The organism is Citrobacter sp. Cm038 (assembly GCF_030333105.1).
GTDB lineage: Bacteria > Pseudomonadota > Gammaproteobacteria > Enterobacterales > Enterobacteriaceae > Citrobacter > Citrobacter murliniae.
Genome location: NZ_JAOWGO010000025.1, coordinates 613,376 through 633,864, shown reverse-complemented (window position 1 = coordinate 633,864; position 20,489 = coordinate 613,376). Strand labels below are relative to the sequence as shown.

Here is a 20,489-nt window from a genome sequence, read left to right as displayed (position 1 = left end):
TGAGATTAAATACGTCGTGCCTGCCAAAAGTTTTTACGCCAGTAGACATTATCAAGTGATGAACGCATCACCCCACGACTGGTTGACGCATGAATAAATTGATTATTGGTGTCATAAATACCGACATGCAGACCACTTTCTCCCGACCCGGTTTTAAAGAAAACCAGATCGCCAGGCAGCAATTCATCTTTATCGATTTCCGTACCAATCTTCGATTGTGTGCGTGTATCGCGTGGCAGTTGTAAATCGAATTTGTCGCGCATCGTCATCAGTACAAATCCAGAGCAATCCACACCGCTGCGGCTCATGCCGCCATAACGATAGGGTGTTCCATGCCAGGTTTGTAGCTGGTCGTTAAGACCAGCGATGACGGCGATAGAATCCGACAATCGGGCATTTGGCGCAGGAGCGCGATGGCTGCTACACCCTGCTAAAAACAGTGCTGTGATGAAAATGAGCCAAAAACGCATTCAGGACGAATCCTCTGATTTTTATTTTTGTGCCAATTTAGCGTGGAAATTATGTGGTTTTCAAGAACCCATTTAACTTAAGTGGTTGATATGAGCATTCTGTGGCCTTCAATATCCAAACGACGGAAGTTTACGCCATAAGCCCGAGACAGGTTGGAAGGCGTCAGCACCACATCGCGAGAGCCGCTGGCCAGCAGCTTCCCTCGCTTGAGTAACCAGGCCTTATGCGCATGACGTAATGTATGATTAAGGTCATGGCTACTCATTACAATCGCTATCCCCTGCCGACAAAGCTGCCCCAATAGCCTGTCCAGCGCGTTTTGTTGCGCGACATCCAGGCTGTTCATCGGTTCATCTAACAGCAAAAGCTGACCATGCGGATTAGCCTGTGGGCAAATTTGCAGGATAACCGCTGCAAGACGCACGCGCTGCCATTCACCACCTGAAAGCTGGTTAACACCGCGTCCTAACTTATCTCCCAGTCCAAGCGCATCTGCTATCTCTTGTAACTGGTCAGTACGCGATTTGTCGGGCTGATGCAGCGTCAGAAAATGCCAGACCGGCATCGCAAACGGCGGGTTTTGTTGCTGCGCAAGATAAGCGCGGTATCGCGCCAGTTTTGCTGCGGGCCAGTCATCAAGCGCCATATCACCAAAGGTGATGGTTCCCTCTCCACTGGTTAAACCCGCCATACGCGCCAATAACGTGCTCTTACCGGCACCGTTTGGCCCCACTAAGTGCAGGATCTCCCCCGCTCTTACTTCACCGGATAGTGGGCCGAGCCGGGTCGATTCCGCCACATCCTGTAGCTGCATCAATAGAGACATTATTTTGCCAGCGCCGTCTTAATACTTTGCACAAGGACCGGATCATCAGGCTTCATATCCGGTGAAAAACGGTGCAGCACCTGTCCATCTCGCCCGACTAAAAACTTCTCAAAATTCCACAGGACATCGCCCGGGTGGAGCAGAGCGCGGCCTTTACTCACCATACGCGCCAAAAAACTGCTGTCAGCAGGTGCAGTAGCTGTCGGTATAGCGTCAATCAGCTTCTGATACAGCGGATGGCGCGCTTTGCCATTGACGTCGATCTTACTGAACATTGGGAAAGTAACGCCCCACGTGGTCGTGCACCAGGTCTTAATTTCTTCTTCGCTGCCAGGCTCCTGCCCAAGAAACTGATTGCAGGGAAAACCCAGTACGGTGAATCCCTGTTCATGCCAGGCTTTCTGGAGATTCTCCAGTTGCTCATACTGCGGCGTTAATCCACATTTCGAAGCAACATTGACAATTAATAACACTTTTCCGGCATACGCCTGCAATGTGATAACTTCCCCATCGATGGTCGTCACTTCTGTATTGAAAATAGTATTTTGCATAGCCTCTCCAGAACAACAGGTGGATAGTAAGCGTTCAATTTTCAGTTTTTAATCATAGACCGAACTGGGGCATTCTAGCGCCCGGACTTTAACAATAGCCAGATGAAAACAGGCGCCCCCATGGTGGCTGTCACTACGCCGATAGGCAGCTCGGCTGAAGCCAGCACCAAACGAGCAACAACATCCGCTAGCAGTAACGCTATCGCCCCTGCCAGCGCGCAGCCAGGCAGTAAAACACGGTGATCGGTCAGCCCACACAGTCGCAGAATATGAGGGATGACAAGCCCGATAAAACCAATCGCGCCGGCAAGCGCCACGCTGACACCCACCATCCAGCCTGTCGCGACCACCAGCAGGTTACGCCAGAACCATAAAGGCAGTCCCAGTTGTCGCGCAGAAGTCTCGCCCAGCGCCAGCATATTCATTGGCTGCGACTGACAGCAAATCCACAGCAAAACAGGGAGCAATGCAATCATCAGCCAGGTCTGTTGCCAGTCTACGCCGCCGAAGCCCCCCATCATCCAGTACATGAGCTGGCGCAGGTCAAAAGAGGTGGAAAAGTAGATAGCCCATGTCATCAGTGCACTACAGATAATACCCAGCGCCACGCCCGCAAGCAGCAGACGACTGGTGGACAGATGACGACGGGCAAAACGCAGAAGAATGAGCGTGATAATCAACGCCCCCGCAATCGCACATAAGCCCAATGCCCATCCAGGAAGCTGCCCCTGCCCCAGTAACACCGCAGCAATTAGCCCAACCCCTGCACCGTTAGACACACCCAGTAAGCCTGGCTCCGCGAGCGGGTTTTCAAATAGCGCCTGCATCACCGCGCCGGATAGCGCCAGCGCAGCACCTACCAGTAAAACAGCAAGCGTGCGGGGAAGCCGAATCTGCCAGACAAACAGATCGCCACGAGCGCTAAACCAATCGCCGGGAGCGATCCATTGTTCTCCTGCGCACAAGCTTAGAATTGTTGCCAGCAACATCAGTACTGACAGAGACAGTATCCAGCGCACATTTCGTCGCTGTTGTTGATGAGCGAAAGTCAGCATGTTTTCCATTCTGCTGAAAAAAGATGGGGATGATTCTACGGTGCCGATTCGGCAGTGGAAAGGAAAAAGGCCGCATAGCGGCCTTTTTAGTTATACGCGTCATCCTTTATGCCGCTTCTTTGGTAGCTACGTTCAGCCCCCCGGTCACATAGCACGCTATGCTTCCGGGGTTTCCTCACCTGTCACCGCGATGCAGCACAAATAATCTAGCGTATAGTTAAATTACTCTTCTTTGGGCGTTGCGTTTTCGACCCGACTCTTTAACTTCTGCCCGGGTCTGAAGGTCACCACGCGCCGTGCTGTAATGGGAATATCTTCGCCCGTTTTCGGGTTACGGCCCGGACGTTGATTCTTATCACGCAGATCGAAGTTACCAAAACCAGAGAGTTTTACCTGCTCACCATTTTCCAGAGCACGACGGATCTCTTCGAAAAACAGCTCGACCAGTTCTTTGGCATCCCGCTTGCTAAGCCCAAGCTTATCAAACAGATATTCTGACATTTCAGCTTTTGTAAGCGCCATAGGTTCAATCCCTCAATGATGCCTGGAATCGCTCTTTTAATGCCTCTACACATTTGGCAACGGTAGCGGCAATCTCCTCTTCTTCAAGTGTACGGCTGGTATCCTGAAGGATCAGGCTGATAGCGAGGCTCTTATAACCCTCCGCAACACCCTTACCGCGGTACACGTCAAACAAGTTTACGCCAACTACCTGATTTACGCCAACTTTCTTACATTCGGATAAAATATCCGCAGCGGGAACGTTTTCTGCCACAACGACTGCGATGTCACGGCGGTTCGCCGGGAAGCGAGAAATTTCACGCGCTTGAGGCACCACGCGGTCTGCGAGCTTATTCCACTCCAGTTCAAACACCAGAGTGCGACCGTTCAGATCCAGTTTACGTTCCAGCTCAGGATGAACAACCCCAATGAAACCAATACGTTCACCTTTCAGATAAATCGCCGCAGACTGACCCGGATGCAGAGCTGAATTGGCTTCAGCTTTAAACTGAATGTCACCCAACTTGCCGGTCAGGTCGAGAACCGCTTCCAGATCACCTTTTAGATCATAGAAATCAACAGTCTCTTTTGCCAGGTTCCAGTGTTCATCATAGCGGTTACCGCAGATAACGCCTGCCAGCATCAGATCCTGACGGATCCCCAGGTTAGCCTGTGTATCGGGAACAAAACGTAAACCCGTTTCGAAAATACGTACGCGGTTCTGCTGGCGATTCTGGTTATAAACTACCGTTGACAGCAGCCCCGTCCACAGCGACAGACGCATTGCCGACATATCAATAGAGATTGGGCTTGGCAGCAGTAGTGCTTCTTCGCCTGGGTGCAGCAGTGACTGGATTTTCGGATCAACAAAGCTATAGGTGATAACTTCCTGGTAGCCTTTGTCATTCAACATGGTTTTAACACGTTTCAGGGATAAATCCGCTTCGCGGTGTGTACCCATGACCAGACCCGCCTGAATTGGCATATTCGGGATATTGTCATAACCGTATACGCGAGCAATTTCTTCGACCAGGTCTTCTTCGATTGAAATATCGAAACGCCAGCTCGGCGCTACCGCTTTCCACTCACCCTGACCCTCTGTCACTTCACAGCCCAGACGACGCAGAATATCGCTCACCTGCTCATCAGCAATATGGTGTCCGATCAGACGATCCAGTTTGCTACGACGCAGAGTAATGGTTGCACGCTCTGGCAGAGTGGCTTCGTTTGTAACATCGATAACCGGGCCAGCTTCCCCACCGCAGATATCAATCAGCAGGCGCGTAGCACGCTCCATCGCTTTGTACTGCAGTGCCGGATCGACACCACGCTCATAGCGGTGAGAGGCATCGGTGTGCAGACCGTGACGACGTGCTCGACCGGTAATTGACAGCGGGCTGAAAAACGCACATTCCAGCAGAACGTTTTGCGTTTCGTCATTCACGCCAGAGTGTTCACCACCAAAAATACCACCCATTGCCAGCGCTTTATTGTGGTCAGCGATGACCAGCGTATCCGCATTCAGTTTCGCTTCGGAGCCGTCCAGCAATACCAGGGTTTCCCCCTCTTTTGCCATACGCACCACAATTCCGCCCTCGATGCGATCTTTGTCGAATGCGTGCATCGGCTGACCCAGTTCAAGCAGCACATAGTTGGTTACATCAACCACGGCATCAATGGAACGGATCCCGCAACGGCGCAGTTTCTCTTTCATCCACAACGGCGTTGGCGCTTTAACGTTAATGCCTTTTACCACACGGCCAAGATAGCGTGGGCACGCTTCAACAGCTTCGACGGTAATTGGCAGTGTGTCGTTAATGGTTGCAGCAACCGGCGCGATTTCTGGCTCTACCAGAGGAGCTTTGTTCAGTACAGCGACATCACGCGCCACACCGATGATGCCTAAGCAGTCTGCACGGTTCGGCGTTACGCTAATTTCGATAGTGTTATCATCAAGCTTCAGGTATTCACGGATATCAGTACCAATCGGTGCATCCGCAGGCAGCTCGATAATACCGTTATGATCGTCAGAAATACCCAGCTCAGAGAAAGAGCACAACATCCCTTCTGACGGTTCACCACGCAGCTTCGCGGCTTTGATTTTGAAATCACCCGGCAAAACGGCGCCAATAGTAGCCACCGCGACTTTCAGCCCCTGGCGGCAGTTAGGTGCGCCACAGACGATATCAAGCAGACGCTCACCGCCTACATTCACCTTTGTGACGCGCAGTTTATCTGCGTTAGGGTGCTGACCGCACTCAACTACTTCACCAACGACAACGCCGTTAAATTCACCAGCGACGGCGTCAACGCCATCGACTTCCAGACCAGCCATAGTGATTTGGTTTGACAACGCATCGCTATCAATCGCCGGGTTAACCCATTCGCGTAACCACAGTTCACTGAATTTCATTGTTTTATCCTGCCTTTATTTAAACTGTTTGAGGAAACGCAGATCGTTTTCAAAGAAAGAACGCAGATCGGTCACGCCGTAACGCAGCATGGTCAGACGTTCCATACCCATGCCAAATGCAAAGCCAGAGTAAATCTCCGGATCAATGCCCACATTACGCAGCACATTCGGGTGGACCATACCGCAACCCAGCACTTCCAGCCATTTGCCGTTTTTACCCATTACATCGACTTCCGCAGAAGGCTCCGTGAACGGGAAGTAGGACGGACGGAAACGAACCTGAAGATCCTCTTCAAAGAAGTTACGCAGGAAATCGTGCAGCGTACCTTTCAGGTTGGTGAAGTTAATATTGGTATCAACAATCAGCCCTTCCATCTGATGGAACATTGGCGTGTGCGTCTGATCGTAGTCGTTACGATACACTCGGCCCGGAGCGATAATACGGATTGGTGGCTGTTTTTCTTTCATGGTACGGATCTGCACGCCAGAGGTCTGGGTACGCAGCAGACGCGTGGCGTCAAACCAGAAAGTGTCGTGGTCAGCGCGCGCCGGGTGATGGCCAGGAATATTCAGGGCATCGAAGTTATGATAGTCGTCTTCGATTTCCGGCCCCGTCGCCACGGTAAAGCCCAGCTCACCGAAGAAACTTTCAATACGATCAATAGTACGCGTTACCGGGTGCAGCCCGCCGTTTTCGATACGACGCCCTGGAAGGGAGATATCGATGGTTTCTTCAGCCAGACGTGCATTCAGCGCTGCATTTTCTAAATCAGCTTTACGCGCGTTTAGCGCCTGCTGTACTTGTTCTTTTGCTTCGTTGATAACCGCACCTGCTGCCGGACGCTCTTCTGGCGGCAGTTCGCGCAGGGTAGTCATTTGAAGGGTCAGGTGCCCTTTCTTGCCCAAATATTCGACGCGGACATTGTCTAACGCGGCAACATCTGAAGCCTGGTTTATGGCGGCCGTTGCACTGGCAACCAGCTCTGCGAGATGTGACATGGTTTTCCTCGTTATGTGGCGATATTCATTAGTCGCACGTATATACACAAAATCATTCAACTTGCATCAAGGCTGCAAGAGAGCAAATCCTCAGAAGCGTACATAGGTACGTGACTGAGATAAACGAATGCAGCCAACGCAAAGGCAGCGTGAAGGATGACGTGTATAAAAAAAGCCTCCACCAGGGAGGCTTTTAGGCGCTGTTTTCCGTTTCTTCTTTCACGCGCTAGCCTCCTGGAATCAGGTGCTAAAGTAAAAAAAGAAGCGGAAAATAGCAGCATTCATGCTTGCGTTACCTTGTGTGGTAAAAACCGTACAACCTTTATTGAAAAGGCTTACGGGTAAATTGTCAACCAATTGATTGGATTACAAATAAAAGAGAGGGAGCCAGGCTCCCTCTTTTCACCGGCTTATGCCAGAGCTGCTTTCGCTTTTTCGACCAGAGCGGAGAACGCTACTTTGTCGAATACTGCGATGTCAGCCAGGATCTTACGGTCGATTTCAACAGAGGCTTTTTTCAGGCCGTTGATGAATTTGCTGTAAGAAATACCGTTCTGACGTGCTGCTGCGTTGATACGCGCAATCCACAGTTGACGGAACTGACGCTTTTTCTGACGACGGTCACGATAAGCGTACTGACCAGCTTTGATAACAGCCTGGAAGGCAACGCGGTATACGCGAGAACGCGCACCGTAGTAGCCTTTAGCTTGTTTCAAAATTTTCTTGTGACGTGCACGGGCAACTACACCACGTTTTACGCGAGCCATATGTGCTCTCCTGTATCTATATTCTTAGTAAAAAAATTAATTAAACGTTAACGGCTTATGCGTACGGCAGGCACGCGATAACCAGACCCAGATCGCCTTTAGAAACGAGGCCTTTTGGACGCAGGTGACGTTTACGCTTAGTAGATTTTTTGGTCAGAATATGACGCAGGTTTGCGTGCTTACGCTTAAATCCACCACCACCGGTTTTTTTGAAGCGCTTAGCAGCACCGCGTACGGTCTTAATTTTCGGCATTTTAATAACTTCCACTTCGCATTGTTAATAAACGAAACGTAGGCGAACAACGGCTGTGGAACCCGTAGGCTCCACAGACATTGCTACTTGAAGGCCTTACTGTTTCTTCTTAGGAGCGAGCACCATGATCATCTGGCGGCCTTCGATCTTCGTAGGGAAGGATTCGACTACTGCCAGTTCACTCAGATCGTCACGGACGCGCGTCAGCACTTCCATACCGATCTGTTGGTGGGCCATCTCACGACCGCGGAAACGCAGCGTGATCTTAGCCTTATCGCCATCTTCCAGAAAGCGTACCAGGCTGCGGAGTTTTACCTGGTAATCGCCATCGTCGGTGCCAGGACGGAATTTAATTTCCTTAACCTGGATAACTTTTTGCTTTTTCTTCTGTTCCTTAGAAGACTTACTCTTTTCATAAAGGAACTTGCCGTAGTCCATAATACGACAAACTGGCGGTTCGGCGTTAGGGCTGATTTCAACTAAATCTACTCCAGCTTCTTCAGCTTTTTCGATAGCTTCTCTCAGACTCACAATACCCAAAGCTTCGCCTTCCAGACCTGTTAAGCGAACTTCCAGGGCGCGAATCTCGCCATTGATACGATTCGGACGTGCCGTTTGAACTCGTTTTCCGCCTTTAATACCTTATTCCTCCAGTTGTTGAAGACTGCGGCTGCGAATCTCTTGTTGCAGCTTCTCGATAACTTCATTTACGTCCAGGCTGCCCAAGTCTTTGCCACGACGGGTACGCACGGCAACTTTGCCTGCTTCTACCTCTTTGTCGCCACAGACCAACATGTAAGGGACACGACGTAAAGTGTGCTCGCGGATTTTAAAGCCTATCTTCTCATTTCTCAAGTCTGCTTTTACACGAATACCCGCATTTTGTAGTTTCTGCGTTAATTCGTTAACGTATTCAGACTGCGAATCGGTAATGTTCATGACCACAACCTGAACTGGCGCAAGCCAAGTCGGGAAGAAGCCAGCGAACTCTTCAGTCAGGATACCGATAAAACGTTCCATCGACCCAAGAATTGCGCGGTGAATCATAACCGGCACCTGACGCTCGTTGTTTTCGCCAACATAAGAGGCGCTCAGACGGGACGGCAGGGAGAAGTCCAGCTGTACAGTACCGCACTGCCATGCACGATCGAGGCAGTCATACAGGGTAAATTCAATTTTCGGACCGTAGAATGCGCCCTCACCCAGTTGATATTCAAACGGGATGTTGTTTTCTTCCAGCGCAACGGCTAAGTCCGCTTCAGCACGGTCCCACATTTCATCGCTACCGATACGTTTTTCGGGGCGAGTGGACAGTTTGACGACGATTTTCTCGAAGCCAAAAGTGCTATACATATCGTAGACCATACGGATGCAGGCGTTAACTTCATCACGGATCTGCTCTTCAGTACAGAAGATGTGTGCATCATCCTGCGTGAAACCACGTACACGCATCAGACCGTGCAGCGCACCAGATGGTTCGTTACGGTGGCAGCTACCAAACTCAGCCATACGCAGCGGCAGGTCACGATAGGATTTCAGACCTTGATTGAAGATCTGTACATGACCTGGGCAGTTCATTGGCTTGATGCAGTATTCACGGTTCTCAGAAGAGGTAGTGAACATCGCATCTTTGTAGTTGTCCCAGTGTCCTGTTTTTTCCCACAGTACACGGTCCATCATAAACGGACCTTTAACTTCCTGATACTGGTATTCTTTCAGTTTCGAACGAACAAAGACTTCCAGTTCACGGAAAATAGTCCAACCATCGTTATGCCAGAACACCATACCCGGTGCTTCTTCCTGCATATGATACAGGTCAAGCTGCTTACCAATTTTACGGTGGTCGCGTTTGGCCGCTTCTTCCAGACGTTGCAGGTAGGCGCTCAGGGCTTTTTTATCTGCCCATGCAGTACCATAAATACGCTGCAGCATCTTGTTGTTGCTATCACCGCGCCAGTACGCCCCAGCGGTCTTCATCAGTTTAAAGTGATGGCAGAAACGCATATTTGGCACGTGCGGGCCACGGCACATATCGACATATTCTTCATGATGGTACAAGCCTGGCTTGTCATCATGGGCGATGTTTTCATCAAGAATAGAGACTTTGTAGGTCTCGCCACGCTTCACGAACGTTTCACGCGCTTCGTACCAGCTGACTTTCTTCTTAATGACATCGTAGTTCTTCTCAGCGAGCTCGTGCATCCGCTTTTCGAGCGCGTCGACGTCTTCCTGAGTTAACGTACGGTCAAGATCGATATCGTAGTAAAAACCGTTGTCAACAACCGGTCCGATCGCCATTTTGGTGTGCGGCCAGAGTTGTTTGATCGCGTGCCCTAACAGGTGCGCACAGGAGTGACGAATGATCTCCAGACCTTCTTCATCCTTAGCGGTGATGATAGAGAGCTTCGCATCATGTTCAATCAGATCGGAAGCATCAACCAGTTCACCATTTACACGGCCTGCGATGGTGGCTTTCGCCAGACCTGGACCGATGTCCAGCGCAACATCCATGGGGCTTACAGCGTGGTCGTAATGGCGTTGGCTGCCATCAGGAAGAGTAATAACAGGCATGTTATATCCTTATTTGCAGTGGTGACCCACACGTAAGATCACATACAAAGTTTCAATATTTAAAATTACCAAAAAGGTGTGGGCTGATTCCCGCTTCACTCTGCGAAATATGTCACGTATCACCGGACTGGCAACAACGTAACCTACACCCGCTTTTTGATAACACCGTCTGACAGTGTACACGGCATTACGAGCCGTTCAAAGCAGCAATCAACGCGCCATCTATGATTTAAATCAATTCACTGACGACCTGCAGCCTTTGTTACACTGTGCAGTAATAGTCTGATCTGAGCAGGAAAAGAACCATGCCAACAAATCGCTCTGCAAAAAAACACTGGAAAATGGTTGTGGTATTGCTCGTAATTTGTGCGGCAATGTTGATGTTACGCTGGGCGGCAATAATTTGGGGCTAGTTTGAAAAACGTTACTGACATTCGCCAGGCGTTTTCATTTTTTTATAAGTTAAAGTAGAAAGTATATTTAAAGAGTCATTACGCTCAATAATAAAAAGAAAAGCCAGGTCATTTAATTGACCTGGCCTATTACTACATACGATAGCCGAGAGAAACAGTTGTACGACGATCGGTATGTTCCGGCGCTGTTGCCGGCGGTTCAGAGTTCCAGGTAACGTTATAAGCCACCTTCAACCCGAAGTGTTCATTGATAGCAACATTTAAGGCTGATTCAGAGTTGAGCGTTGTATCATCAGCACCAAACACCGATACACCCTGAGTAAACTTGGTGTTGTCCGTCATCTGCCACGCATAGGCGCCAGACGCATAACCCAACGGCTGAGTTTCAGTCTTACCGTCAGTGTGCTCGTCATAGCGTACGCCAGGACCAAATTCAAAACGGAAGCTATGCACCGGTCCACTGAGGAACTGACGACCATAACCTGCGGTCAGCACGTCACGCTCATGATAGCCGTTATAACGGTCTGTCAACCAGCTCGCCTGCCCAAACAAGTAATCATAGTCGGTCATGTTGAAACGGCTACGACCGCCCGCGGCATATTTCTCCGAAGAGCGCTCATCATTCGAGGAGGTATTGCTGGCATTACCCCACAGAGACCACGCCGTGGTTTCACCGTACCAGGTCATGGTGGTATCTGCAGTTAAAGAAGAACTTTTTGTGTTGCCTGACTGGGCGAGGTATCCCGCGTTCAGGTTACCTTCAAAAGGTTTTTTCGCGCTGGAAGGGTCATCCATGACAGTAAAAACGGAATCATCGGCGGCGGCATGCATTGACGCAAACACGCACCCCGTCAGCACGAATGCTGCGGGTACTGTCTTCAAAAGCTTCATTTATAAAGAGTCCGTACAACAAAAAAAGAGACCATTACGGTCTCGGAAACTTTCATATGGATCAATGACAAAAGACCCAGGAAAGGTAACAAATTATAAAAAGACTCGAATAACATAGCAATATATTCTTATTTCATTTTTTGAATAAGAGCGTTCTTAAACCATAATTTTATTTATATATAAATAGAGGGATAATTTTAAATAAAGATGCGATAAATCATGTTGTTAATTGCTTCACTTTCGTGACGTTAAGTGCCAGACTGAGGTCAGCCTAACAGGAGGTAAAGATGGTACGTATCTATACGTTAACACTCGCGCCCTCTCTCGATAGCGCAACGATCACCCCACAAATCTACCCCGAAGGTAAACTTCGCTGCACCTCGCCAGTTTTTGAACCTGGTGGTGGCGGCATCAATGTGGCTCGCGCCATCGCGCATCTTGGCGGTAGCGCAACAGCGATTTTCCCGGCTGGCGGCGCCACTGGTGAACACCTGGTGTCGTTACTCGCTGATGAAAATGTTCCAGTATCGACGATAGAAGCCAAAGACTGGACCCGACAAAATCTTCATGTCCATGTGGAGTCCAGCGGCGAACAATATCGTTTTGTTATGCCCGGCGCTGCGCTCACTGATGACGAATTTCACCAGCTTCAGGATCAGGTACTGGAAATTGAATCAGGTGCGCTACTGGTCATTAGCGGTAGCCTGCCCCCCGGTGTAAAACTTGAGAAATTAACCCGACTGGTCACCACGGCACAAAAGCAGGGTATCCGTTGCATCATCGATAGCTCCGGTGACGCACTAACAGCGGCGTTAGCTATTGGCAATATCGAACTGGTCAAACCCAATCTTAAAGAACTGAGCGCCCTGGTTAATCGTGAACTCACGCAGCCTGATGATGTCCGTAAAGCCGCACAGGAAATAGTGCAAAGTGGTAAAGCCCATCGCGTAGTGGTCTCTCTTGGCCCACAAGGGGCATTAGGCGTTGATCGTGAAACCTGCGTTCAGGTGGTTCCGCCTCCGGTGAAAAGTCAAAGTACCGTTGGCGCGGGCGACAGTATGGTCGGCGCCATGACGCTTAAACTGGCTGAAAACGCGCCATTTGAGGATATTGTTCGTTTTGGCGTAGCTGCAGGCAGCGCAGCGACGCTAAATCAGGGCACACGACTGTGCTCTTTAAACGATGCGCAAAAAATATATTCGTATCTTTCTCAATGATAGCCCTCTCCCCCTTATAGAAAATAAGGGGGATTTACCCACAAAGCTGTCAGCATACGTGTTATACGTCTATGATAAAAAATCACGTGATTACAAAGAAGTGAATCACGTGAAGCCGAAAGTCGCCCTATCTCAGGGAGGTGTGGAAGAACGACAAACATTAAGTGCCTTTCCAGTAATGACGCGTTCAGGGTGTGCGTCAGTTCGTGTTTTTTTTCCGCATTATTGCGCTAACCTTATGATCTGGCAGACAACATGGGGAGAGACATCATGTGGCAGGCAATCAGTCGTCTTTTAAGCGAGCAATTAGGTGAAGGCGAAATCGAGCTGCGTAATGAACTGCCTGGCGGAGAGATCCACGCCGCATGGCATTTACGCTATGCGGGGCGCGATTTTTTCGTCAAATGCGATGAAAGGGAGCTATTATCCGGCTTTACGGCGGAAGCCGATCAACTGGAACTGCTCTCCCGGAGTAATACTGTTTCAGTCCCAAAAGTCTGGGCGGTAGGTGCAGACAGAGACTACAGTTTTCTGGTGATGGATTTCCTTCCTCCGCGCCCACTTGATGCTCACAACGCCTTTATTCTGGGACAACAGCTGGCACATCTGCATGAATGGAGCGATCAACCGCAGTTCGGTCTCGACTTCGATAACGCACTCTCCACCACTCCGCAACCCAATACCTGGCAACGTCGCTGGTCAACCTTTTTTGCAGAACAACGTATTGGCTGGCAACTGGAACTGGCCGCTGAAAAAGGCATTGCGTTTGGCAACATTGACGCAATTGTAGAACATGTTCAACAGCGACTCTCCTCACATCAGCCGCAGCCCTCACTGCTACATGGCGATCTTTGGTCAGGAAACTGTGCTCTCGGCCCCAACGGCCCTTACATTTTTGATCCCGCCTGTTATTGGGGGGACAGAGAATGCGATCTGGCGATGCTGCCGTTACATACCGATCAACCGCCGCAGATTTATGATGGCTATCAGTCTGTCTCGCCTTTGCCGCTGGATTTTCTGGATCGTCAGCCCATCTACCAGTTGTACACGCTGCTCAACCGGGCGATTTTGTTCGGTGGTCAGCATCTTGTAGTCGCGCAAAAAGCGATGGAACGGTTACTGGCTGCTTAAAACAATTGCCTGTTGGCACTCTGCTTATCAGGCCTACAGTCCCACGCCAGAACTGTAGGCCTGATAAGACATTACTTACAAAAAGCCCAGTAACGAAAAGAAGAAATAGCCGATTACGATGACAATCACCGGCAAAATATAGAGCGGGAAGATTTGTAGAAAGATCGTATGGTGCGGTACGACAATACGCGATTCAATTTGCTCACGTGACAGCCCCTCACTTCCTTTAGCCTGTTCCAGAATCAGTTGGTCTTCAACGCCTTCACGCAGAAAGCGCGCCTGGCGGCTCATCCTGGCACCAGAATCCTGCAACGCCAGGCCGATAAAGATAAGAATAAAAATTAGCCAGAAAACGAGGTTCATGCCGCTTTGAAAATCTGGCGTCGGCGAGTTATACCAAAACACATTAAGAAATGGTGTATTCACCCGCATCATGTCAATCATAACGTGAGCAAAATCGAGCATTACGGCGTTAATGCCTTCCTGTTTTTCACTGTGCGCATACATAAACTTCAGTACTGAAACCAGCGTTGAAATCAGCGCCGGGATAAAGATTATCCACCCCACCAGCCTTTTCAAGACAGCAATGCGTCCAGCTTGTTGATACGTCATGAGTTCCCCTTGATTAAGACGTGTCATTTTGGCCTAAGTTTACCCGTTGATAACTGTTTTCGCCTGATCTTTAAAGGCGATATAATAAAGGATTAGCCATAATGAACGCTTAGAGCGAGTTCAGTTACGCTCTTAATCCCGCTGTTTAATTCTCAAAGGAGAGGTTGTGATGTCAACCCCGCGTCAAATTCTTGCTGCAATTTTCGATATGGATGGATTACTGGTCGATTCAGAGCCACTCTGGGATCAGGCCGAACTGGATGTCATCGCAAGTTTAGGCGTAGATATCACTCGCCGCCATGAGCTTCCGGATACACTGGGATTGCGTATCGACATGGTTGTTGATCTCTGGTTTGCCCAGCAACCATGGAACGGCCCCTCACGCCAGGAAGTCACGGATCGTATCATCACCCGGGCTATTTCGCTGGTTGAAGAGACCCGGCCTCTGTTACCCGGCGTACGTGAAGCTGTCGCGCTGTGTAAATCCCAGGGGCTGCTGGTTGGGCTTGCGTCTGCCTCACCGCTGCACATGCTGGAAAAAGTGCTGGCAATGTTTGATCTCCGCGACAGCTTCGATGCGCTGGCCTCTGCTGAAAAACTGCCCTACAGCAAACCGCATCCCCAGGTTTACCTCGACTGCGCAACCAAGCTGGGCGTTGATCCATTATGCTGTGTGGCACTGGAAGACTCCGTGAACGGCATGATCGCCTCCAGAGCGGCACGAATGCGCTCCATTGTCGTACCGGCGCATGAGAATCAGGACGATCCGCGATTTGTTCTTGCCGACGTCAAACTGACATCACTGACCGAACTTACCGCCGTGCATCTGCACGAGTAATCATCCAACGGGCAATGGCAGCATTGCCCGCAGATTGTCGATCGTGTTCCAGCGCACGCTGAGAGCATAATTGTGACAAAGGGTTACAACGTCACCTCTTCCGCCTACTGTATAAAACCCCTATACTGTATGAATTGACAGTTTATTGGGTTTTATCATGACGGCGGAAGGCCACCTTCTTTTTTCTATAGCCTGTGCGGTATTTGCCAAAAATGCCGAGCTGACGCCCGTTCTCGCTCAGGGTGACTGGTGGCATATTGTTCCTTCAGCAATTTTGACGTGCCTGCTGCCCGATATTGATCATCCTAAATCTCTGCTTGGTCAGCGTCTGAAATGGATATCAAAACCTATTGCCCGGGCGTTTGGCCACCGTGGATTTACACACAGCCTGCTGGCAGTCTTTGCACTGTTGACAACATTTTATCTGAAAGTACCCGATACCTGGATAATCCCGGCTGATGCATTACAAGGGATGGTACTTGGTTATCTCAGCCACATTGTGGCGGATATGTTGACGCCCGCCGGTGTTCCCCTGCTCTGGCCTTGCCGTTGGCGCTTTCGCTTGCCGATCCTCGTGCCGCAAAAAGGTAATCAACTGGAGCGTTTTTTATGCATGGCGCTGTTCGCATGGTCTATCTGGATGCCACAAACAATGCCAGAGAATAGTGCCGTACGCTGGTCATCGCAGATGATTAACACGCTGCAAATGCAATTTAATCGGTTTATAAAACACCAGGCTGATTAATAATTCAGCCAAAATGTCATTTCGGAATAAACAATTCCATTTGAATATAAGAGGCACATCACAGATTCTGCTAATCTTGCGCCAACAGAATCACTGTAGCACGGTGATATATATAAAAAGATCAGGAGAACGGGGATGAACTTTCCATTAATCGCGAACATTATCGTGTTCGCCATACTGCTGTTACTGCTGGCGCAAACCCGTCACAAACAGTGGAGTCTGGCCAAAAAAGTACTGGTTGGTCTTGTCATGGGCGTGGTTTTTGGCCTTGCCCTGCACACCATCTACGGCTCTGACAGCCAGGTGCTGAAAGATTCCGTACAGTGGTTCAACATTGTCGGCAATGGCTATGTCCAACTACTGCAAATGATTGTTATGCCGCTGGTGTTTGCCTCTATCCTTAGCGCCGTTGCACGTCTGCATAACGCTTCCCAACTGGGTAAAATTAGCTTCCTGACTATCGGAACGTTATTGTTTACCACGCTGATAGCTGCTCTGGTGGGGGTGCTGGTCACCAACCTGTTCGGCCTGACGGCAGAAGGTCTGGTGCAGGGCGGTGCTGAAACCGCACGTCTGAACGCCATTGAAACCAATTATGCTGGCAAAGTCGCTGACCTCAGCGTTCCGCAACTGGTGCTGTCGTTCATCCCGAAAAACCCGTTTGCCGATCTGACCGGTGCTAACCCGACTTCGATTATCAGCGTGGTTATTTTCGCGGCATTCCTCGGTGTTGCAGCGCTTAAACTGCTGAAAGATGATGCCCCGAAAGGCGAACGAGTATTAACCGCTATCGATACCTTGCAAAGCTGGGTGATGAAACTGGTTCGTCTGGTTATGCAACTGACGCCGTACGGTGTGCTGGCACTGATGACCAAAGTCGTTGCGGGTTCAAACCTGCAGGACATCATTAAGCTCGGTAGCTTTGTCGTGGCCTCTTATCTCGGCCTGGGTATTATGTTCGTGGTTCACGGTATCCTGCTGGGCATTAACGGTGTTAGCCCACTGAAATATTTCCGTAAAGTCTGGCCTGTACTGACTTTCGCATTCACCAGCCGTTCCAGCGCCGCGTCTATTCCGCTGAACGTTGAAGCACAAACTCGTCGTCTGGGTGTACCGGAGTCCATTGCAAGCTTTGCGGCTTCTTTTGGCGCAACGATTGGGCAAAACGGTTGTGCCGGCCTGTATCCTGCCATGCTGGCCGTGATGGTTGCACCGACTGTCGGTATTAATCCGCTGGATCCAATATGGATTGCGACGCTGGTAGGTATCGTCACCGTCAGCTCCGCAGGTGTGGCTGGTGTGGGCGGTGGCGCAACCTTTGCCGCGCTGATTGTGCTGCCTGCGATGGGCCTGCCGGTGACACTGGTCGCTCTGCTGATCTCCGTTGAACCACTGATCGATATGGGCCGTACCGCGTTGAACGTCAGCGGTTCCATGACCGCCGGTACGCTCACCAGCCAATGGCTGAAGCAAACCGATAAAACGATTCTGGATAACGACGATAATGCCGAACTGGCACACCGCTAACCCTGTTGCCTGAAATGTAAAAAACCGCCGGAGAGTAATGCTCCGGCGGTTTTTTTATGTCCGGTTAATCGCTCAGTTCATTTTCCTGGCGAACCTGGTTCGCCCAGCGTTGTGCCGACTCCGGCACTGTAAACGCAGGCGACCGTTGAAACGCCTCCCCCATTAAGACAAAAGCGACATATTTCCCGCGCAGTATCCATACGTCACGAAACGCATCCATTTTGATCGCATGTTCAGGTGGTGCAGGCTCCACACGCGGAACATAGCTGATAACCGGACGATTTTGTTGGCGAAGAGGTTTCATAATCAGTTGCTTCACTAAAGACAAATTCTAAAAAACTGAAAAGCGCTATCTTAGCTGATTTTCTTATCGGGCGTTGTAAAAACAGTTTGTTCGCTAAAATAATGGCAAATCGAGGATTACGGGCAGGTTGCCGGGGCTGGAATGATAGACAAAAAAAGTGCGGCGCATCTCAGCGCCGCAAACTCAGGAATTACACGTTCAGAAAACTGCCAAGACGATAACCGCGCTCCGCAATAGCATATTTCAATGACGAAGACGTCAGCACATCGAGTTCAGTTAAACGGGGGTAACAATAGGCGCTTTGCCGAATAATATTATCGATAAAGGCCGGATGACACATCACTTCCAGCGAAGACTCCCCTCTTTCAGCAGATGCATCCAGAGCCTGTAAAAACAGCGCCTCAGAGATAGTTTCGCCATAAAACTCGCTGCTGAACCCCTGGGGGGTACGCAACGTTACCGGTATGTCAGACGCCTGAATCACCGTCTGGCGATCAATACGCAGCGCAATGCCCCGTTGCGCTGCGAAATTAGCTACGATTGGGAAGATCTGCGGGAACATATGCACATGGTGGTGACTATCCAGATGCGTCGGCTCCCGCCCAAACAGGTTAATAAAACGCTGATACTGAGCGGTCAGCTCTTGTGAAATTTCATCCCGCGGCAAAGTATCTTCCTCAGCCATCTGCCAGATCCATTTCCCCAAAAGCCCGTCACGAGTCAACCCCGGCATAAGCGTCAACGGTTTTCCCAGCGTCAGAACAAAGTGCATTCCCACAGCCAGTTCGGGTAAATCGCGGCTGAGCTGCTCCGCGTGGTTAATCGCTTCGCCATTGACCAGCGCCGTTGTCGAGGTCACAACACCATTGCGACAGGCTTCCACAATGCCGTAGTTTTGTCCTTTACTCAGGCCAAAATCATCAGCATTAACTATCAGTACGCGTTCCATAGCCAACCTCGATTAATGTTGTTCGCTTTTGAGTTTCTCGATACAACCGGCAAAGTTAGGCAGCCATTTCTCGTGTGCGAGAATTAATTCCCGAGCCAGAATTTCGGCATCATGGTCAGAATGTACTAATGGACTAAGGTTTAGCGCCAACAGCACATCATTCATCTCACCACTCAGCGCCGCCTGACTCGCCGCCACTTCAAAGCCTTTAATGGTATAGATAAGGCCGAGGACTTTCTCGTCAAAATGGGTAATTCTCGGGTGCGGTGTCGCACCGTTACGTCCCAGCGTACAGGTCATTTCAACCGCCCAGTCTGCGGGAATATTATCGACATGCCCATGATGAGGGATGTTGACATAGTGCTCGGTCTGTTTGTCGTTGTAGATGGCGTTAATCACTTCGCAAGCCGCATCGGAGTAATAGGCCCCACCGCGCTGCTCAAGCTCCTTCGGCTTAACATTCAGCTCAGGGTTTTTGTAGAGTTCAAACAGCTGTTTCTCAACTTTCTGCACCACCTGAGCACGTGCACCGCCCTTATAGTATTCACCCATTTCAATCGCCAGCATCTCTTTTGGCTTGAAGTAATACAGCAAGTAAGAGCAAGGTAAGAGTTTCAGTGAGCGAATCAGTCCTTCGCTAAACGGCAGATCGAAAATGTTCTTCACCGAAGAGGCTTTAAGCTGACCAGAAGCCACGCCGTCCAGAAGTTCATCAAAACGCGACTCCCCATTCACCAGTACGTCTTTAATAAAGACCATATGATTCAGGCCAAACAGATCGATGGATAAATCATCGCTCTCTTTCAGCGCCAGCACATCGCTGATAAACATTTTCATGCCGATGGGAATATTACACACGCCAATAAATTTCTTGAAATTAGTGTGGCGATAAACCGCTTCAGTCACCATCCCGGCCGGGTTAGTAAAGTTAATCACCCATGCGTTCGGACACAGTTCCTCCACATCCTTCACGATGTCAAAAATGACCGGAATAGTACGTAAACCTTTAAACAGGCCGCCAGCACCGTTAGTTTCCTGTCCCAGATAACCATGACTTAACGGAATTCGCTCATCCTTTTCGCGCGCTTTCAACTGACCAACTCGCAGCTGTGTTGTGACAAAATCAGCGTCTTTCAGGGCTTCACGGCGATCCAGCGTTTTATACAGCTTCATCGGCACGCCAGCTTTGTCGATCATTCGCTGGCACAGGTCAAAAATAATATCCAGCTTCTCTTTTCCACCATCGACATCCACCAGCCATAGTTCAGAAACCGGCAATTCATGATAACGCTTAATAAAGCCTTCAAGTAACTCAGGAGTGTAGCTGCTTCCGCCACCAATAGTGACGACTTTTAATTTCTGATTCATAATTTCTCCCTTCAGTGTAAAAACACTGACGTGTATTACGCCCTGCCCGTTCGTCAGGAATAACGCGGCAGTCCCGGCATTATTTAG

23 protein-coding genes and 1 other annotated feature are annotated in these 20,489 nt (G+C 49.9%); of the genes, 6 read left to right on the top strand and 17 right to left on the bottom strand.

Going from position 1 to position 20,489, the window contains the following annotated elements:
* Nucleotides 1-5: 5 nt before the first annotated feature.
* From OGY01_RS22525 to thrS, 12 genes are all read right to left on the bottom strand, one after another.
* Nucleotides 6-470, bottom strand: a complete 465-nt coding sequence (locus OGY01_RS22525; RefSeq protein ID WP_045442137.1) for a C40 family peptidase — start codon at nt 468-470, stop codon at nt 6-8.
* Nucleotides 471-547: 77 nt separating this feature from the next.
* On the bottom strand, nt 548-1,297 hold the full coding sequence (gene btuD / locus OGY01_RS22520) for a vitamin B12 ABC transporter ATP-binding protein BtuD (RefSeq protein ID WP_225760838.1): 750 nt from the start codon (nt 1,295-1,297) through the stop codon (nt 548-550).
* The gene (locus OGY01_RS22515; RefSeq protein ID WP_048221591.1) at nt 1,297-1,848 is read right to left on the bottom strand and encodes a glutathione peroxidase; all 552 of its coding nucleotides are present in this window, start codon (nt 1,846-1,848) and stop codon (nt 1,297-1,299) included. The genes btuD and OGY01_RS22515 overlap by 1 nt, the downstream gene beginning before the upstream one ends.
* Nucleotides 1,849-1,922: 74 nt before the next feature.
* Entirely contained in the window at nt 1,923-2,903 is a 981-nt protein-coding gene (gene btuC / locus OGY01_RS22510) for a vitamin B12 ABC transporter permease BtuC (protein ID WP_045442126.1), read from the bottom strand.
* 222 nt (nt 2,904-3,125) lie between these two features.
* Nucleotides 3,126-3,425, bottom strand: coding sequence for an integration host factor subunit alpha (gene ihfA, locus OGY01_RS22505; RefSeq protein WP_003030571.1), 300 nt, complete (start codon nt 3,423-3,425; stop codon nt 3,126-3,128).
* 4 nt (nt 3,426-3,429) lie between these two features.
* Nucleotides 3,430-5,817, bottom strand: coding sequence for a phenylalanine--tRNA ligase subunit beta (pheT, locus tag OGY01_RS22500; protein WP_286493737.1), 2,388 nt, complete (start codon nt 5,815-5,817; stop codon nt 3,430-3,432).
* Nucleotides 5,818-5,832: 15 nt separating this feature from the next.
* The gene (pheS, locus tag OGY01_RS22495) at nt 5,833-6,816 is read right to left on the bottom strand and encodes a phenylalanine--tRNA ligase subunit alpha (protein ID WP_045442121.1); all 984 of its coding nucleotides are present in this window, start codon (nt 6,814-6,816) and stop codon (nt 5,833-5,835) included.
* A gap of 165 nt (nt 6,817-6,981) precedes the next feature.
* Nucleotides 6,982-7,106, bottom strand: a sequence feature (Phe leader region).
* Entirely contained in the window at nt 7,057-7,101 is a 45-nt protein-coding gene (gene pheM / locus OGY01_RS22490; RefSeq protein WP_001386830.1) for a pheST operon leader peptide PheM, read from the bottom strand. Its footprint overlaps the feature before it by 45 nt.
* A gap of 120 nt (nt 7,107-7,226) precedes the next feature.
* Entirely contained in the window at nt 7,227-7,583 is a 357-nt protein-coding gene (rplT, locus tag OGY01_RS22485; protein ID WP_045442118.1) for a 50S ribosomal protein L20, read from the bottom strand.
* Nucleotides 7,584-7,638: 55 nt separating this feature from the next.
* Nucleotides 7,639-7,836 (bottom strand): 50S ribosomal protein L35, encoded by a 198-nt coding sequence (gene rpmI / locus OGY01_RS22480; protein ID WP_003030583.1) that lies wholly within the window; start codon nt 7,834-7,836, stop codon nt 7,639-7,641.
* A gap of 96 nt (nt 7,837-7,932) precedes the next feature.
* Complete coding sequence (gene infC, locus OGY01_RS22475) at nt 7,933-8,475, bottom strand: translation initiation factor IF-3 (protein WP_071828920.1); 543 nt, start codon at nt 8,473-8,475, stop codon at nt 7,933-7,935.
* A 3-nt stretch (nt 8,476-8,478) separates the two neighbouring features.
* Nucleotides 8,479-10,407: a threonine--tRNA ligase gene (gene thrS, locus OGY01_RS22470; protein WP_045442112.1), complete on the bottom strand. Its 1,929-nt coding sequence runs from the start codon at nt 10,405-10,407 to the stop codon at nt 8,479-8,481.
* Nucleotides 10,408-10,712: 305 nt separating this feature from the next.
* Between thrS and yniD the strand changes: the two genes are divergently transcribed.
* On the top strand, nt 10,713-10,820 hold the full coding sequence (gene yniD, locus OGY01_RS22465; protein ID WP_136345516.1) for a small membrane protein YniD: 108 nt from the start codon (nt 10,713-10,715) through the stop codon (nt 10,818-10,820).
* 132 nt (nt 10,821-10,952) lie between these two features.
* Here the strand turns inward: yniD and OGY01_RS22460 are convergent, their stop codons facing one another.
* The gene (locus tag OGY01_RS22460; protein WP_045442110.1) at nt 10,953-11,711 is read right to left on the bottom strand and encodes a DUF481 domain-containing protein; all 759 of its coding nucleotides are present in this window, start codon (nt 11,709-11,711) and stop codon (nt 10,953-10,955) included.
* Between the two features lie 287 nt (nt 11,712-11,998).
* On the opposite strand from OGY01_RS22460, the gene pfkB reads away from it, so the two are divergent.
* Nucleotides 11,999-12,928 carry a 6-phosphofructokinase II gene (gene pfkB / locus OGY01_RS22455; RefSeq protein ID WP_045442107.1) on the top strand — a complete coding sequence of 310 codons (930 nt, stop codon included), beginning with the start codon at nt 11,999-12,001 and terminating at the stop codon, nt 12,926-12,928.
* A 270-nt stretch (nt 12,929-13,198) separates the two neighbouring features.
* Nucleotides 13,199-14,059, top strand: coding sequence for a fructosamine kinase family protein (locus tag OGY01_RS22450; RefSeq protein WP_048221595.1), 861 nt, complete (start codon nt 13,199-13,201; stop codon nt 14,057-14,059).
* A 75-nt stretch (nt 14,060-14,134) separates the two neighbouring features.
* Here the strand turns inward: OGY01_RS22450 and OGY01_RS22445 are convergent, their stop codons facing one another.
* Nucleotides 14,135-14,671, bottom strand: coding sequence for a YniB family protein (locus tag OGY01_RS22445; protein WP_048221596.1), 537 nt, complete (start codon nt 14,669-14,671; stop codon nt 14,135-14,137).
* A gap of 169 nt (nt 14,672-14,840) precedes the next feature.
* On the opposite strand from OGY01_RS22445, the gene hxpB reads away from it, so the two are divergent.
* The 3 genes from hxpB (at nt 14,841) to tcyP (ending at nt 17,781) form a co-directional block, all read left to right on the top strand.
* A complete protein-coding gene (gene hxpB / locus OGY01_RS22440; protein ID WP_286493736.1) occupies nt 14,841-15,509 on the top strand; it encodes a hexitol phosphatase HxpB in 669 nt (222 codons plus the stop codon).
* A 145-nt stretch (nt 15,510-15,654) separates the two neighbouring features.
* Nucleotides 15,655-16,254, top strand: a complete 600-nt coding sequence (locus tag OGY01_RS22435) for a metal-dependent hydrolase (protein ID WP_136345517.1) — start codon at nt 15,655-15,657, stop codon at nt 16,252-16,254.
* Nucleotides 16,255-16,389: 135 nt separating this feature from the next.
* Complete coding sequence (gene tcyP / locus OGY01_RS22430) at nt 16,390-17,781, top strand: cystine/sulfocysteine:cation symporter (RefSeq protein ID WP_048221597.1); 1,392 nt, start codon at nt 16,390-16,392, stop codon at nt 17,779-17,781.
* A 64-nt stretch (nt 17,782-17,845) separates the two neighbouring features.
* Here tcyP and cedA read toward each other — a convergent pair whose 3' ends face one another.
* The 3 genes from cedA to OGY01_RS22415 form a co-directional block, all read right to left on the bottom strand.
* A complete protein-coding gene (gene cedA, locus OGY01_RS22425) occupies nt 17,846-18,109 on the bottom strand; it encodes a cell division activator CedA (RefSeq protein WP_071667549.1) in 264 nt (87 codons plus the stop codon).
* Nucleotides 18,110-18,275: 166 nt separating this feature from the next.
* On the bottom strand, nt 18,276-19,034 hold the full coding sequence (gene chbG, locus OGY01_RS22420; RefSeq protein ID WP_286493735.1) for a chitin disaccharide deacetylase: 759 nt from the start codon (nt 19,032-19,034) through the stop codon (nt 18,276-18,278).
* A 12-nt stretch (nt 19,035-19,046) separates the two neighbouring features.
* Entirely contained in the window at nt 19,047-20,402 is a 1,356-nt protein-coding gene (locus OGY01_RS22415; RefSeq protein ID WP_286493734.1) for a 6-phospho-beta-glucosidase, read from the bottom strand.
* Nucleotides 20,403-20,489: the final 87 nt, after the last annotated feature.

Bases quoted from the DNA above. Each gene is read 5' to 3' on its own strand.
- OGY01_RS22525 (WP_045442137.1), bottom strand. From the start codon at position 470: ATGCGTTTTTGGCTCATTTTCATCACAGCACTGTTTTTAGCAGGGTGT.
- btuD (WP_225760838.1), bottom strand. From the start codon at position 1,297: ATGTCTCTATTGATGCAGCTACAGGATGTGGCGGAATCGACCCGGCTC.
- OGY01_RS22515 (WP_048221591.1), bottom strand. From the start codon at position 1,848: ATGCAAAATACTATTTTCAATACAGAAGTGACGACCATCGATGGGGAA.
- btuC (WP_045442126.1), bottom strand. From the start codon at position 2,903: ATGCTGACTTTCGCTCATCAACAACAGCGACGAAATGTGCGCTGGATA.
- ihfA (WP_003030571.1), bottom strand. From the start codon at position 3,425: ATGGCGCTTACAAAAGCTGAAATGTCAGAATATCTGTTTGATAAGCTT.
- pheT (WP_286493737.1), bottom strand. From the start codon at position 5,817: ATGAAATTCAGTGAACTGTGGTTACGCGAATGGGTTAACCCGGCGATT.
- pheS (WP_045442121.1), bottom strand. From the start codon at position 6,816: ATGTCACATCTCGCAGAGCTGGTTGCCAGTGCAACGGCCGCCATAAAC.
- rplT (WP_045442118.1), bottom strand. From the start codon at position 7,583: ATGGCTCGCGTAAAACGTGGTGTAGTTGCCCGTGCACGTCACAAGAAA.
- rpmI (WP_003030583.1), bottom strand. From the start codon at position 7,836: ATGCCGAAAATTAAGACCGTACGCGGTGCTGCTAAGCGCTTCAAAAAA.
- thrS (WP_045442112.1), bottom strand. From the start codon at position 10,407: ATGCCTGTTATTACTCTTCCTGATGGCAGCCAACGCCATTACGACCAC.
- yniD (WP_136345516.1), top strand. From the start codon at position 10,713: ATGCCAACAAATCGCTCTGCAAAAAAACACTGGAAAATGGTTGTGGTA.
- OGY01_RS22460 (WP_045442110.1), bottom strand. From the start codon at position 11,711: ATGAAGCTTTTGAAGACAGTACCCGCAGCATTCGTGCTGACGGGGTGC.
- pfkB (WP_045442107.1), top strand. From the start codon at position 11,999: ATGGTACGTATCTATACGTTAACACTCGCGCCCTCTCTCGATAGCGCA.
- OGY01_RS22450 (WP_048221595.1), top strand. From the start codon at position 13,199: ATGTGGCAGGCAATCAGTCGTCTTTTAAGCGAGCAATTAGGTGAAGGC.
- OGY01_RS22445 (WP_048221596.1), bottom strand. From the start codon at position 14,671: ATGACGTATCAACAAGCTGGACGCATTGCTGTCTTGAAAAGGCTGGTG.
- hxpB (WP_286493736.1), top strand. From the start codon at position 14,841: ATGTCAACCCCGCGTCAAATTCTTGCTGCAATTTTCGATATGGATGGA.
- tcyP (WP_048221597.1), top strand. From the start codon at position 16,390: ATGAACTTTCCATTAATCGCGAACATTATCGTGTTCGCCATACTGCTG.
- chbG (WP_286493735.1), bottom strand. From the start codon at position 19,034: ATGGAACGCGTACTGATAGTTAATGCTGATGATTTTGGCCTGAGTAAA.
- OGY01_RS22415 (WP_286493734.1), bottom strand. From the start codon at position 20,402: ATGAATCAGAAATTAAAAGTCGTCACTATTGGTGGCGGAAGCAGCTAC.